Genomic DNA, 15,318 nt, shown 5'->3' with positions numbered 1-15,318 from the left:
CGCTTTATATAAGGCAGGAGAGAAAGGCAGCTTATCTCAAATATTTTACTATAATAGTTAGCTTTTAATCGATTTTATAATCTTTGGTGATAACTCTAAAAAAGCTGATCGGAATCCGATCAGCTTTTTTAACTATTTCCATCAATTCGCCTAAAAATTTCATTTAGTATATTTCGGACCATCTCAATATCTTTTGAATCACGTTCTCTCAATAAAGAGATTATATCTTTTAAATTTGACTCCTCTGTTAATTCTTCCTGTTCTTTCAAATATGTAAAAAGCTCATACACTCCAACATCTAATGCACTAGCAATCTTCGCCAGATTCTTCATGGAAACATTACGTTCGGCTCGTTCAATAAATCCTATATAACTTATATTGAAGCCAGCCTTTTCTGCTAATGCTTCTTGAGATAATCCTCTTATTTTACGAAGATCCTTTATACGTGCTCCGACTAATTTTAGAACATCAGGCATCGTTACACCTCTCTTTAATAGAAGTGTAGGGAATGTTTTGATTTGTAATAACACATAGATAATAAGTTATTTGAATAAATTACTACTATACGGTAATATTGTATGTAGTTTGTATTTATTTATTCATCCTAAGTGAGTATTTATTTCTATATATTCACTCTTTTTGATGAACTGAGCTAGAACTACTTCTTATGCACCTGCAATTTTGGACAGACCAATAAAGGAATTCAGTCGCAGCTGGGGTATCGCCAATAACCGAATAGGGGCTGACGTATGTGAATCATTTAACCTCCATCGACGAATGCAGAGATAGCAAGGATAGGCTGTTAAAAATTCAGGAATCCTCTATTCATTCCAAATCAATGATTAAGATGCAGCATTTCGTACAGATCTATATGAACTCAGCAGCCCGGATGATGCATCCCATCTCTGCTCATGTATGTATCTTGTTTAGTGACCGCGCTTTAGGATGCATGCTCAAGGCATTGTATATGAAGGAGAATAATTGCATGTTTTCTCCACCTTACTTTTCGCTTCAGGATATCATCCAGCTAACGGGACAGAATTCCATCCCGGATTTGGATAAGGTGCTGTTTATTCATACCCTTAATTTTGTGGTCGGCTGCAATGATGCTTCAATTTTTCAACATATGGATGCCTCGCAGCTTCAGAAGCTTCTGAACCGCGTGGACGATGTGCTGATTCACCTATCGGGTAGAGTAGCATCCAATCCTTTCGAGTTGTATCGTTCGATTTTTTAATGGTATGATAGACCTTCACCCAAGGGCAACATGTTAACTTTAGAAATTTTGTTATTTTAAATCAAATCAATCTGGCACTATAGGTGTCATTGCCATAAAACTGCCCCGAAATACGGGTAGTCAGGCTTTGAGAACATAGGAGGATACATGTCCTGGAGCAAATTAAAGCAACAACTGGAGAGCTTTCTCTCTCCTGCGTTAAATGGAAGGGTCGAATACCGGGCAACCAGTTATCGTTATCTACCTGATAAATCCGGAATTTGTTATCTTGCAGTAGATAAAAAGAACGTACTCAATATGAGTGATACAACTGGCTCAATCAGATGGTATCAGACGGAGCAGGAAATTAAGAATGATCCGGACATCCAAATTCCTATCAACAATGATGAAATTGAAGCGATCAGAAAGGATACGAAGGGGACCGTTCCCGAGGATCGTCTTAAAGTCATTGCAAGAAGCAGAAAAATTTCAGAACTTGCAAAAGAGCTTTTGTCAGCACAGGCCGCATTAAGTAAATCAAATTTTGTCCTAGTAGCTACTACGTTTTTATCGATTTCTATAGATGAAAGCTTGGAGAGTAATGATATTTTATTGAATATTTTAGCTTTGGTGGACAGACGAGTTGGCAAAAAGCGAATTTTAAACATGGCCGAGAAGATGAAGTTAAAGCATCCAATTGTGCAGTATTTTTATGAACTACGGCGCAGTACGTTATGAAAATGAACTTGCATTGACGGGTCACATCGTTTTAGGAGTGCTTTCACTGCACGATTAACATATACTGCTGTTTGATTTACATTGCTTAAACATGCTATAAGTGAAGAAAAAGCAAGAGCATGAACAGGTTGTATTTACCATTTCGGATAAAGATTTTTCCTGTATTTATAGAGGGGTATTTGATATGACGGATAATTTTTGGCGCGATTTACCACGACCTTTTTTTGTACTGGCGCCCATGGAAGATGTGACGGATGTGGTGTTTCGCCATGTCGTAAGTGAAGCAGCCAGACCGGATGTGTTTTTTACGGAGTTTGCGAATACAGAGAGCTATTGTCACCCGGAGGGGAACCATAGTGTGCGCGGACGTTTGACTTTTACAGAGGATGAACAGCCCATTGTAGCCCATATCTGGGGAGATAAGCCGGAATACTTTCGTCAAATGAGTATCGGTATGGCGAAAGAAGGGTTTAAAGGCATCGATATTAATATGGGTTGTCCTGTAGCGAATGTAGCAGAGAATGGGAAGGGAAGCGGCCTGATCTGCCGTCCCGAAATTGCAGCGGATATTATCCAGGCCGCAAAAGCAGGGGGACTGCCCGTCAGTGTAAAAACAAGGCTCGGTTTTAGTAGCGTAGATGAATGGCGCGACTGGTTAACCCATATTTTGAAACAAGACATTGTTAATCTGTCCATTCATCTGCGGACAAGAGAGGAAATGAGCAAAGTAGACGCTCATTGGGAACTGATTCCGGAGATTAAGAAACTTCGTGATGAGGTGGCACCAGATACAGTTCTAACCATTAACGGGGATATTCCTGACCGTCAGACCGGCTTGAAGCTCGCCGAACAATACGGTGTAGATGGGATTATGATTGGGCGTGGTATTTTTCATAATCCATTTGCTTTTGAGAAGGAGCCGAAGGATCATAGCAGTGAGGAATTGCTTGATCTGCTACGGCTGCATCTGGATCTCCATGATCAATATTCAGCACAGGAGCCACGTTCATTCAGACCCCTTGCCCGCTTCTTCAAAATATATGTCCGTGGATTTCGAGGGGCAAGTGAATTGAGAAATAGCTTAATGAACGTAAAGTCAACAAGTGAAGTACGTGCGCTGCTCGATGAATTTGGAAGCAAGGATCATGATGAGGTAGATGAACACGGAAATTAAATTGACAGGCAATAATATTTTTGGAAAACATGGCCGACTTGGCTGTGTTTTTTCTTTTGGAAACAGCAGAGAAGAATGATTAGCAGAAATACGGGTTGCATCAACGTCTTCCTGTACGATTTCCAGTCTAATTCAGTATCCATAGTAATCTCAACAGTCATTTTTGCTATAGCTTTTAGCTATAGCTAGTTATATTTTTTTGGTATTTCTTCTAACTCCTATCCACGTGATATGATCATCGTATACAACGAGGGGGTTATTTACATGACTGATAAGTTCCAGATCGTAGGAAGTTTGTTGCGGCCCGAAGAGCTGCTGAAATATAAAACGCAAATTGAACATCGTGATGATATCCAGTATCCTTTTTATGAGAATTTTGAAGGGTATGCCGAGTGCGAGACAGAGGCGATCAAACAGGTCGTGAAAAAGGAAATCGAGCATAACCTGTCGGTTATTACGGACGGCGAATTCTCCAAATCGATGTGGCATCTGGATTTTGTATGGGGCTTTGGCGGAGTTGAGCGTTATATCGCTGACCATGGCTACTTTTTCCGGGATGTGGACGGAACATCGAAATATGAAACACGCAAAGATATTGGATTGCGCATTACCGGCAAACTGAGCGGAAAGAATCATCACTTCATTAAGCTGTTCAAACAGCTCCAAGATACGGCAGGCGATCAGCAAACGAAACTTTGCGTACCATCTCCTTCCCATATCTTCGGTGAACTTTCCTGGTCGGATAACATTGGCGGTACGGATGCTGTTTATCAGAACAAACAGGAGCTCAAAGCGGGTCTTGTGAGCGCCTATAAGGAATTCGTGGAGGAATTCGCTGCGGTAGGCGGCAAAATCCTGCAATTCGATGATTGCTTGTGGGAGCTGTTTGCAGACGACAACCCGAACTCTCCGTTTACAGGGGAGCATATTAATCAAGCGGAAGTACAGGGTCTCGCCACCGAATTTATTGATATTAACAATACAGTGATCGACTTCGGTCATAGCCTCGGCTTGAAAATATGGACACACAACTGCCGCGGCAACTATGATTCCCGCAACATGGGCGGTGGATCTTATGCGAAAATCGCCAACTTGTTCCTGAAGCAATTGAAATATGATCGCTTCTTCCTGGAATGGGATGATGATCGTGCGGGTTCGATTGAAGCACTGGAGGTTTTCAAGGACAGACCGGAAACGGAGATTGTTCTGGGCTTGCTGTCTTCCAAAACAAATACGCTTGATGATGAAGCACGCGTAATCCGTCTACTTGACGAAGCATCCAAAATCATTGATAAGGATCGTCTGCTGCTCTCGCATCAATGCGGCTTTGCATCCTGCGATGGCGGTAACGAGCTAAGCGAAGCCGAGCAATGGGCGAAAATCGATCAAGGTCAACAGATTGCCAAGCAATACTGGAATAACTAAATTCGGATATGTATCATCTTGAGCTAAAAGGGATGACTCAAAGGGCCGCTTATGGACCCCGAGAGGCATCTCTTTTTGTATGCAGCGTTTTGGCCCCGTTCAAAAGCAGAAACCCCGAATCAGGGCGTGAATATGGATTGTAGGCTGTAAAAGGCCCGATTCCATAGACTAAGTCGGTTTGAAATGTCGCATCGAAAAGGAGAAGCCTTCGTTTATGAAGAAGTTATATACTTCCAGGAGAGCTTGCGTAAATCGGTTATGGAGAAATTTTGATCGATTATAAGAACATGAGGGGAGAGGAAATGTTGACATATAACAATGATCTGATGAACAAAGAGCAATTGCTCATGGAGCTGGATTCGCTGGGTTATTCGGACAGGATGAAGCGGATGGCGCTTCTGGGACGCCAGCATAAAGGAGATGCGGATTATTCCGCGCTGCTCGTATCCTTGCTCGAAAGCGGCACCGCCTATGAGGCGCATCTGGCTTTGACCGGTGCCGACGTAGTGAATGATGCTCGTGCGGTTTTGTTTGCCCTGAAGCATTCTAAGGCAGGGGTCAGAGGGCGGGCGGCTGGACTACTGCCAGAAGTGATTACAGATCCGGACTTTTCGGTTGAATCCGAAATCGCTCTGATGTCGTATCATTGCCGACGCCAATTGCTGCGGAGCATCTTGAATACATATCGTCAGGATTGGGCGGAACGGCTGCTGCCGCTCGTGCTTGACCGGTGGGGGGCACAAGAAGCGTCCTTATTATTGGCCGTGTGCAGCGAAGAGACGGTTCGCAGCAGGCTTCCTGAGCAGGGGTATGCGTTACGCAATTGGCGGCTCCTAACGAAGTACTATCCAGATCTTGTTGCAGCGTATTTCAAGAATGCTTTGCAGAACGCAACGCATCGGGAAAAGGTCAATATATGGTGGACGCTCTCATCGGCGATTGAAGTATTGAGTGTCTTAAGACCGGCGATCGTGTTGGAATGTGCGCTTACGCTTGGGCCGACGGATATGATTCATCCTGTACTCAAGCAGCAATTGGGCATTCTGATTCAGGCCAGCTCTGAGGACGTATTCGAACTGCTGACACGTGAGGAGACACGGGAATATCTTTTGAATCATGGCGTTCCGGCAGGCGTTTTGAAAAAGAGAAAATGGTTCACCACAGCGCAGTGGACCATGCTGACTACCTTGCTCGCAGATCAGCCTGTACATGTAGCCAGGGTGCTGGATACCCTAGCGCCGTCTTGTCGCGAAGCGATGTTTGATGCCGCTTATAAGGAAGACGAGCGGAAGACACGCATTTTCCCTATGCCGCTACTGGATGTACTACCGCATCGACTGCGTGACAAGGAAGCTGCCCGCATGCTGGAACTTCGCGACATTCGTGATCATCGGGATGACATGCTCGAAACGACGGCGCGCCGTTTAATTGTTAACGCCAGGGAGAAGCTGGAGCAAGCCGTCCAGGTGTCTAATAGCGATGAGCGTGCTGCGGCCTACGCCCACCTCGTTCGGAGTACAGCGCTATCCCGAAGCGGAATGGATGAGACGCTGCGCTTCCTGACTCGAATCAAGAACGACCAGGATCCGGTGCGCTGGCAAGTTATGGTCGAGCTCTCAAACTGTCCTGCTCCAATGTTTAAGGAAGAGCATGTGAATGATCTGACTGTGCTGGTGGATAGCGTGGTTGAAGCCAGGGACACTTCGTACGGGACAAGGTCCGCCACGGAGAAACTGGCTTTTGCCATACTACGTGAACATGCATTGGAGCCGAAGGGCAATCTTTTCAGATTCGCTTTGAGAACGTTTGGAAGATTGACGATGCGGGACGGTCAGTTTGCGTTGTTCTCGATGGATTGGGATAGCATACCAAGTTCTGCACTGGAAGCGTTGTTCGATGAGATTTATGCCTTTGGTGTAGAAGCGAACAAGCGCGAAAACGTAAGTGTGGTCCTGCGTATGGCTGATGTGTTCGGAAAAGCCGTGGATCGATTGCCGAAGCTTCAGCTTCTGCTGGAGGAACTGCTGAAGGCTAAAACGGTATCGCCGCAGGCGGTCCATTATTGGCTGGCACCGTATGGAACTCGGGATGCGAGGGTTAGAGAACTGCTGGACAGATACCCATCTTTTATCTCATTCCACGACGTATTTATGCATCTGCATCTGAAGCGTCAGGAGTGGTTGGACCCGTTCATCTCGGGGAAAATCATCAAAGGCAAGCATTTATCGGGAAAAACGATTTATGTTGTGCCCGCCTATAATGGGTTTCATCGTTGGCTGCCGCGCCAGCAAAAGGCATTAGCTTCCCTGCTGGAACGGGTGGCATTGGATGCCAAACGAAGTTTCCATGAACGTGCGGCGGCGATGCGGAGCTTGTCAGTCATGCCGGATTATTGCTCCGATCAACTGGAGGTCCTGCTGCAGGATCAGGAAGTGCATGTCGTCGAGGCAGCGCTCTACGCATATTCGTTATGGGAAGAGCCGGAGAAGGCACTTCCTGTATTGCTGGGCAACCTGGATGGAGACCGTGCTCGGGTCGCCATGTACTCGATCCCCAGATGCATGCGCAGGGTGAGCCCGGTGATGTTGACGTCCATGCTGTCGGACCTGCTGAATCGGGAGAAATTGAAAATCACGGTCAGAAAAGAGGCCATCCGGCTGCTTGGGGCTTATAAAAGCAGTGAGAGCATGGCGCTTCTCATCCGGGAATATGAGAAACCGAATGTACACAAAGATGTGATGATCGCCATAGGTCACGCTGCCAGACAATGGCTCGATGATGAACGCAGCTGGATCATGATGAGTGCAATGGCTGCTTCATCGCAGCGTGATATCGCAAGAAGCCTGCTTAACCAGTATTCTGGCGGACTTCCCGTGGAAGCTCGGCCAAGGTATTTGCAATTGATTATCGAGATCGCAGGGCATGCCGATCCGGTTGTGGCAAGAGAGGCTTTCCAAGCCATGAGCCTTTGGGTGAATGGAAGCGAGGAGAAGGTAGCGGCTTCCGCCAGCAGAACGATTCTTGATATGGAGGATAACGCCAGATGGAAGGCCGCGTTGGATACCCTCATTGTGGCTAGTCGTGACGGGAAGGTGAATGATCGGGTCATCGGCGTTTGCACACAGTTGGCCGACACGGAGACGAAGGCCGAATGGAATGCTGCACCGGAGAGAGACCTTCCAGAGCGGCAGCGTCTAGTGGCATTGATTGACAAGCTGATCTCATTGCCTCCAAATGCAAGACGGGTGCTCGTTCCTTTATATACGGGCATGATCGATGCTCTTAAATCCCAAGAAACCCTGAAACCAGCCGTGATCAAGTTATATTTAGCGATGGTTGAATGGAACCAAGCGGATCAGGCTGCCCTGCATTTGGACCCTGTGATTCAAATGGTGGACACGCATCCGCATCTATTGGATTACGCCTACAGACAGATTGCTCGTGCAGCCAATGCCAGTCAGGCGTATTGGAGCCCGGAGGCAATTCTGGATCTGGTGGACAATTTGAGAGATCGGCAGCCATTTGTGGCCCAATATATTGGACTTTCTCTGCTGAAGGTTGCGGGAACATCTTTATTGTGGAACCAGGCTTGTACCGACCGTTTAAGAGCGTACCGGAATCATGAGCATGAGGCGATTCGTCTGGCGGCACTGGATATTTGGACGGTGCTTGAATAGAAGGGCTGTTTGGGTGGCACTCTCCCTTTGTTCTGGGTACGCTTCATGCGAAGAGCTACAATCTCGATGCCAAGATTTTGCAAACGGCAGAATGGTTTGAACTGGACAATGTACAATTCTTTTACCGATTTTTTCATAAACATCAAAGATTGTTTGAATGAATAGGTTTGAGTTTCCAGAAGAGGTATCCTTCGAGTAAGGATATCTCTTTTTGGTATGGGTTCCCACAAGGGTATGTCCTCGACTCGGGTATTCAAATATGCAACAATAGAGGATCAGGTGCACAGGAGAATTGACCCTAGGCACAGCAATGCCAGCCGTAAGATCGCTAACAAATTTACGTTCCAATAATTTATACTAAATAAGTCAGAATATATCTAAGGAGCTGCCGAATCCAATATGAACAAAAAAGAAGTCGCCAATATACGCAAGCAATTTAAGCTGGATCACGATTTACTGAATATTTACGATATTCTCAATGTCTATATTACGAAGGAAACGAATGAAATCTATCATTGGGAGCGCCTGCCGTTCGAACTGGTGGATCGGGAGAAGCAAGAGTTATACATGGGTAATTTCAAAAAACTGCTGACCGGCGAACTGGATCAAAAATTGTTCGAATTGAGGTTTCAGGAAGCAGCGGAGGAACCGGCGCAGGTACTGCTTCACCAAGCTCTCGTGTCGGGTGATTCGGAAGAATGGCAGGACTTGATGCTGATGCTTGTGGAGAGAATGCTGACGGATGCCAAATATGAGCGGGATATGGTGGTCACGTTCGTTCGGGGACAGTATTATTTGCCGACCAAGGCGAGAAACGATGAAGCGGAAGAGAGCGAGAAGAACGAGGTGTTTGCCCATCCGTTCATTTTATGCGGTGTGAATTCTACGGAGAAACAACGGAAGACTCTCTTGTTCGATTATGTGGAGAGGGAGTTCAAGTACAATGTCATTGTAGATCCGATTATCAAGTTAAGTACGCCGGAGCAAGGATTCCTGTACCCTAGCGTGACGGACAATTATTCCGATGTGAATCATATTTTGTATTGTACGGGAAAATCCAATTTTCCGGATCCGCATTTTGTCGAACAGGTCTTGAACGGAGAAAGATCCGTGACGGCACTTGAAGAGCGAGCGATCTTCGAAGATATCGTCAAGGAAGTGGCCGGCGAACAGCTCGATTCAGCCACCATTGCACAGGTGTACGAGGAAATCAACCGGGTGATCGAAATTAACGAAGAGACGAAGGAGGAAGAACCTCCGAAGCTGGATTATAAAGATCTGGAGCGCGTACTGAACGCAAGCGGCGTAGAGGACGTGACGACCGAGAAGGTGGAGCGGGCATTCGAAACCATCGTGGACAACAAGAACTATGAAATGAAAGCAACCAGCGTCATGCCGAAGTATACTTCCAAATCCATTAAGATCGAAACCAAGGTAGCTACGATTTCGGTTAGCCCGCAGGATTTAAGGTATGTAAAACAGGTGAATTTCCAAGGTAAACGCTGCATCATGATTGAAGTCGACGAAGATGTCGCGATTGAAGGGTTTACGCTCAGTACAGAAACGCTATTATAGACTCGTTCATCTATAATAGGGGACGTGGCATTCAATTGCAAAATCCAATCGTCAATGGAAGAATAGGAGAACAGGATGAGTAAACAGAAAATGGCCGTCATCGGCTTAGGTCACATGGGCCGGATTATGATTCACCGATTACTGCCCCAATATGGTGAGAAGATCGAATTAGTCGCTCTTTGCGACAGTGATGAGTCTAGTTTGCACAGGGAAGTCGCAGCAGCAGGAATTAGTCCCCGGCTGTACACCGACTACCGCCAGCTGCTGAACGAGGTTGCGCTTGACCTGGTGTATATCGCGGTTCCGCCGTCCCTGCATTATGATGTTGCCCAGATCGCATTTGAGAAAGGCATTCACGTCTTCTGCGAGAAGCCGCTTGCCAACAGCCTGACCGAAGCGCGGAGTCTGGTGGAGCTGGCAGAGAAGGCCGATGTGCTCCATGCCGTTCATTTCTCGCTTCCACTCGACCCGGCCGTCCTGAAGCTGAAGGGATTAATTGAAGAGCAGGCGATCGGCCAGATCCTCAAGATGGATCTATACCTGGAGTTTCCGCAGTGGCCGAGGTCCTGGCAGCAGAATCCATGGATCACCTCAAGACAGCAGGGCGGATATCTGCTGGAAGTCGGGATTCACTGGATCCAAATGATCCAGCAGGTGTTCGGTCCGATTACGCATGTGAAGAGCGAGATTGAGTTTCCGCCGGATTCGAATCAGTCCGAAAGCCGTGTCCGGGCCGTTTTGCGATTACATAATGATATCGAGATTCACCTGTCTGGAACCGACCAACGGGAAGGGGAAGAACGTGTCTCCCTGGTGGTCCATGGTGAGGAAGGGACCATGGCGCTCGAAAACTGGCGTAACCTGTTCAGAAGCGGCAAGGATGCCGATCTTCAGCCTGTATCTGTGGACGACGTCGTTAGCCCGCTGCCGATCCTGAAGCAAATCATTCAGATTTTGAACGGAGAGCCTGGTCTCATCTATAATTTCTATGACGGGTATAACGCACAAGTTGTATTGGAAGCTCTGCGTAAGCCGGGTGAGGGCTTTACGGATTTAAGACCTCAATTGATGGGGGCTAAGCAGTAGAATTCTCGTGAACAATCGGAAACCGACCGATGCCCACTGAATTCGTCCTCGCTTAATGATGACGGTTTTTCGAGACAGATTTCCGTATTGTACGGTCACCCCCATCCCACATTGGAGAAGTGATTATGGAGGCTGTCGAAAATGCGATCAGAAAAATGATGATAAAAAGAGAGCAGTGCGGCATGAAGGCTTCGATTACAGTAACTGAACGCAGACATGAGGTTAATATAAATTACGAGGGGTGAGAACTCCTCTTTTGTTATTGTACCTATGTAGATATTAAATGTCTGTAAAAGATGTGGAATTACGTGGCATGCAAAAAGTAACGCAGTCGGATTAGGCTGCGTTACTTTTTGTAATGTGGACGACTGCTAACGAAACAAATCTTTAAAGCAGATATCGAGGACATATTGATTGTTTTCTCTCTATATCGATTTATTCATTGATATAATGATTCTGGTAGTGGCGAGGAAAAAATGAAGTACAACATTCACGTTTATGCATAGGGGGTTGAGTTATGGATGCTAAAGAAGTCAGACAAAATATCGAACAGATCAGAAACTCAAGAGACTTATGGACAGAGTTTGAATATCAAGATCCAGACATAAACTATATCAAACGGCATGCAGCAGCAGTTGCTCTTCAATATGATTGGAAGCCTGAGGATTACGATTTAATCAAATTTTTAATGGAGAATGAGGTTGAGAGCAGGATTCATGATCCTTACCAAGGTTGTGGGGACTCTTTAACTCTTATTTCTTATTTGTTAGCAAAGTTCCGCAGGCCGGAAAATATATGGCTTTTTGAGAAAGCCAAATGCGCAAATTTTGATACATATTGTGGGTATTTTAATGAATTTATTTTTTCTGCCGGAGTTGAACTGACTTGCAAGTACCTTGAGGGGTTTGAACTTACCGAATCCAATAAATATCTGTTCGAACATAAGGACCAATTGAATTCACTTTTATCAGAGCAAGATATAGAAGATTTCTTTCATAGAATGACCTTATGGTTTCCCGATAGCATGGAAAAAGAGACAACTGAGAGTTTATTAGCAATGGCTATAGATTTTGACGACCTCGAAGAGGCTGAGAAACTTTTTGATCTCCTGGAAAAGCAAGCCGAACCTGACCTGAAGGCATTATATTATAGAGCTAAAGAATTGAAGAAATATGAAAAGGCCATTTTTTATAAACAGAAGGAATTAGAGTTGACTACTGACGCTCGGGATAAGGTATCATCCATCTTAGATATAACGGAACTGCATATTTTGAATAACGACTACATAAAAGCTTTTGAATCAGCACAATCGTGGGAACGACTTCTTACGCAATTTGATAGTTGGCAATACACCGGATTAGGCAGATCTATGAGTGAATCCTGGTTTGATATCTGTCTTGGCTTTTATAAAGAAAAGGATATCATTAGCGCACAGTTATGCTACCGGAATGGTGATTGGATGTTAAGAAAAACAAATCATTTTTATTTAAACGTTTTGGAAAAGGCGTTTGCCTGCAGCAAAGCTGTTGGGGATAGGAAGGGTATTCGTTTTTATAAAAAAGCAGTTAATAAGGAACAAAAAAGCATTGATAAAATGTTCAAAAAACGATGACATGGCTCTCGAATCAGGGGTCAACCCAGCTGCATGTTTGATCGGTTCCCCTCACATTTCAAATATCTCGATGATACAATTATGAGAATGGATTAGTTGGTATCATTGATTCTGAAAAAGGTTTTTTCTGTATTAAAGAGAACTAGAGGGAAAAGATGAAATTGAAGGTGTTAGAACAAAGCTATTTGAAGGGGAGAAACAATCATGACAAAGGGAAACGACATCAGCAATAAAACGGAGTTGTCGCCGGAACAACGCGAGGGACTGCTCAAAGCTTTGAAAGCCCGTTTCGAGAAAAACATGAACCGCCATGAAGGACTGGAATGGGCTAACGTGCAAGCAAGGCTCGAAGCAAATACGGAAAAACTGTGGTCGCTTCATGAAATGGAAAGAACTGGCGGCGAGCCCGATGTTGTTGGGTATGACCATAAGACGGGCGAATACATATTTTATGATTGTGCGGCGGAAAGTCCTAAAGGCCGCAGAAGCGTTTGTTACGACCGTGCAGCGCTGGAGTCAAGGAAACAGCATAAACCGCAAAACAATGCGGTTGAAATGGCAGCCGACATGGGCATTGAGCTTTTAACGGAAGAACAATACCGGGAACTGCAGCAGCTTGGAAATTTCGATCTGAAAACATCAAGTTGGGTGGTAACGCCTGCAAATATTAGAAATCTTGGCGGGGCCATCTTTTGTGACCGTCGCTATGACACGGTCTTTGTGTACCACAATGGAGCTGAATCCTACTATGCTGCAAGGGGCTTCCGCGGCTCGCTAAGAGTCTGATGATGATTTTGTATGGGGCGGAGCATCACTTGCTGGTGATATCCAATACCATTGATGCTGAAGAACATCGGCATTCTTTTTTACAGGTGACCATTTCTTTGGAGGACGAATTTGAAATTGATGTAAAAGGACAAAGCTTGAGTTGCTCCGGCATCATTATCAATTCCAACGTGGTTCATCGGCTAAAAGGAGCGGGACACCCTTTGATGCTTCTTCTGATGGACAGCACCTCTGAGATGGCGGCAAGCTTTAAGCGATATATAGAGGGGCGGAAATATCATGTATTTCCGCCGGGGATGATGAAGACCATTCGCGAATTTGTGCAAAAAGAGTATCCTGGCGTTAAGGATACGGACAGCTATCTTTCTTTTCTGGGACAACTCATGAAGCTATTAGGCGTGGAGCATGTAAATACAGCTATTGCTGATCCGAGAATAAGAGAGTTTATACAGCTTATAAAAGATTGCACCGACTCCGAGCACTCCGTAAGTCTATACGCCAGGCAAATGAGTTTGTCCAACAGCAGATTGTCGCATCTCTTTAAAGAAAATACAGGCATATCGCTTAGCGGATACATGCTGTTGCACAAGCTTCAGAAGGCAACTTATTTTATGTTTAAAGGGCTCAGCATTACGGATGCGGCTATGGCTGCGGGATTTGACAGTCCGTCGCATTTAGCCGCCACAAGTAAGCGGCTGCTGGGAATGACGGCGAAGGATATTCGCAAAGATAGCGTCTTTTTAAAAGTTTCCTGCCTGCATTAACCGTACAATTGGTGCAGGAGGTGTTTCCAATGAGAGCATACTTGAAGGAAACGGAATTGCTGAACTATTCTCATCCACTGATCCGGCAAGTCATTCACAGTCGCCAGTGGGATCGTATGCCCAGGAAGGAACAAATTCTTGGCATTTACAACTACGTCCGTGACGAAATCCTGTTCGGCTATAATAGGGCGGATCATATTCCGGCATCGGAAGTATTGCAGAATGGCTATGGTCAGTGTAATACAAAGGGTGTACTTTTTATGGCGTTGCTAAGGGCCGTGGGAGTGCCTTGCCGTATGCATGGATTTGCCATTGATAAAAAGCTGCAAAAGGGAGCGATGAAAGGGTGGTATTACCAACTGTCGCCCCGGGAGATCGTTCACAGCTGGGTTGAAGTGCTTTATGAAGGCAAGTGGTTGAATATCGAAGGGTTTATACTGGATATTCCCTACTTGACCAAGCTTCAGCAAAAATTCGGACAGTGTACGGATTCATTTTGCGGTTATGGCGTTGCTACAGATAATTTTCAAAACCCGGAAATTTATTGGAATGAAAACGATACCTACGTGCAAAAAGAAGGAATCGTTCGGGATTTTGGGATTTACGACAGTCCCGATGCATTCTTCTCCGTTCATCAACAAGGGCTCAGCCCGCTCAAGAAAACGATCTATAGCCGGGTCGTTCGGCATCTGATGAATCGGAATGTTAGTCGCATAAGGCAGGGGTAATAACTGTTGTTTGGATAAAGAGATATTGCGTGCTTTAATTACCGCGATTGAAGGATTTGAACACACCTGAAGTCTTTTTTAATCCCTGTTTGTAAAAACTGACCTATCCTAAACCAGTTCACTGGGCGATAGAGAGCGGGAGGGGAGAAAATTCATTGAAGGAAAATGTATTGACCCGTCATACTTAAGTAAATTAGTAATGATTCTATCGGAGTAGCCTTTTTTAGAGGTTGCTCCGTTTTTTTTGCGAACAAGTCGAATTAACAATCGTAATTAGAGGCGGTTCAGTGCTGAAGCGGCGACGAGATCAAACTCCTTCTGGAGACCGATGCCAAAATACATCGGCTGTAGGAAGCAACTTCTTTCGATTGGTATATGATGGAAACAGAGCAAAGCGGAGGACGATTACTAGTTGATCTCAGACCTGGGTGCCCGTTAGAACCACCTACTGTATCCTCGTCATCAGCACATACATCCGAACATGCAAAGAGAAGAAATATCTTGAGAAGAAGCTTGTTGATCCAAAATACGATACGA

Annotated in this window: 12 protein-coding genes; 11 read left to right on the top strand and 1 reads right to left on the bottom strand. The window is 45.3% G+C overall.

Annotation, left to right across the window (positions count from 1 at the left end):
• Positions 1 to 128: 128 nt before the first annotated feature.
• Positions 129 to 476 carry a helix-turn-helix domain-containing protein gene (locus B9N86_RS24625; RefSeq protein WP_208915729.1) on the bottom strand — a complete coding sequence of 116 codons (348 nt, stop codon included), beginning with the start codon at positions 474 to 476 and terminating at the stop codon, positions 129 to 131.
• A gap of 275 nt (positions 477 to 751) precedes the next feature.
• Here B9N86_RS24625 and B9N86_RS24620 point away from each other — a divergent pair, with 275 nt between their 5' ends.
• The 11 genes from B9N86_RS24620 (at position 752) to B9N86_RS24570 (ending at position 14,781) form a co-directional block, all read left to right on the top strand.
• Positions 752 to 1,237 (top strand): hypothetical protein, encoded by a 486-nt coding sequence (locus B9N86_RS24620; RefSeq protein WP_208915728.1) that lies wholly within the window; start codon positions 752 to 754, stop codon positions 1,235 to 1,237.
• A gap of 147 nt (positions 1,238 to 1,384) precedes the next feature.
• Positions 1,385 to 1,954 (top strand): SF0329 family protein, encoded by a 570-nt coding sequence (locus B9N86_RS24615; protein WP_208915727.1) that lies wholly within the window; start codon positions 1,385 to 1,387, stop codon positions 1,952 to 1,954.
• 184 nt (positions 1,955 to 2,138) lie between these two features.
• Positions 2,139 to 3,128: a tRNA dihydrouridine synthase gene (locus B9N86_RS24610; protein ID WP_208920716.1), complete on the top strand. Its 990-nt coding sequence runs from the start codon at positions 2,139 to 2,141 to the stop codon at positions 3,126 to 3,128.
• A gap of 264 nt (positions 3,129 to 3,392) precedes the next feature.
• Complete coding sequence (locus B9N86_RS24605; RefSeq protein WP_208915726.1) at positions 3,393 to 4,553, top strand: cobalamin-independent methionine synthase II family protein; 1,161 nt, start codon at positions 3,393 to 3,395, stop codon at positions 4,551 to 4,553.
• Positions 4,554 to 4,855: 302 nt separating this feature from the next.
• Complete coding sequence (locus tag B9N86_RS24600) at positions 4,856 to 8,230, top strand: HEAT repeat domain-containing protein (protein ID WP_244562839.1); 3,375 nt, start codon at positions 4,856 to 4,858, stop codon at positions 8,228 to 8,230.
• Between the two features lie 399 nt (positions 8,231 to 8,629).
• Positions 8,630 to 9,805: a DUF4317 domain-containing protein gene (locus tag B9N86_RS24595; protein WP_208915725.1), complete on the top strand. Its 1,176-nt coding sequence runs from the start codon at positions 8,630 to 8,632 to the stop codon at positions 9,803 to 9,805.
• Positions 9,806 to 9,880: 75 nt separating this feature from the next.
• Positions 9,881 to 10,891 (top strand): Gfo/Idh/MocA family protein, encoded by a 1,011-nt coding sequence (locus B9N86_RS24590; protein WP_208915724.1) that lies wholly within the window; start codon positions 9,881 to 9,883, stop codon positions 10,889 to 10,891.
• Positions 10,892 to 11,408: 517 nt separating this feature from the next.
• Positions 11,409 to 12,503: a hypothetical protein gene (locus B9N86_RS24585; protein WP_208915723.1), complete on the top strand. Its 1,095-nt coding sequence runs from the start codon at positions 11,409 to 11,411 to the stop codon at positions 12,501 to 12,503.
• Positions 12,504 to 12,707: 204 nt separating this feature from the next.
• The gene (locus B9N86_RS24580) at positions 12,708 to 13,289 is read left to right on the top strand and encodes a DUF4256 domain-containing protein (RefSeq protein WP_208915722.1); all 582 of its coding nucleotides are present in this window, start codon (positions 12,708 to 12,710) and stop codon (positions 13,287 to 13,289) included.
• A gap of 35 nt (positions 13,290 to 13,324) precedes the next feature.
• The gene (locus tag B9N86_RS24575; protein WP_244563167.1) at positions 13,325 to 14,053 is read left to right on the top strand and encodes a helix-turn-helix domain-containing protein; all 729 of its coding nucleotides are present in this window, start codon (positions 13,325 to 13,327) and stop codon (positions 14,051 to 14,053) included.
• A 29-nt stretch (positions 14,054 to 14,082) separates the two neighbouring features.
• On the top strand, positions 14,083 to 14,781 hold the full coding sequence (locus tag B9N86_RS24570; RefSeq protein ID WP_208915720.1) for a transglutaminase-like domain-containing protein: 699 nt from the start codon (positions 14,083 to 14,085) through the stop codon (positions 14,779 to 14,781).
• Positions 14,782 to 15,318 lie beyond the last annotated feature (537 nt).

It is taken from the genome of Paenibacillus uliginis N3/975 (assembly GCF_900177425.1).
In the GTDB taxonomy this organism is placed as follows: Bacteria; Bacillota; Bacilli; order Paenibacillales; family Paenibacillaceae; genus Paenibacillus_AQ; species Paenibacillus_AQ uliginis.
This window is presented reverse-complemented; position numbering and strand designations above follow the sequence as displayed.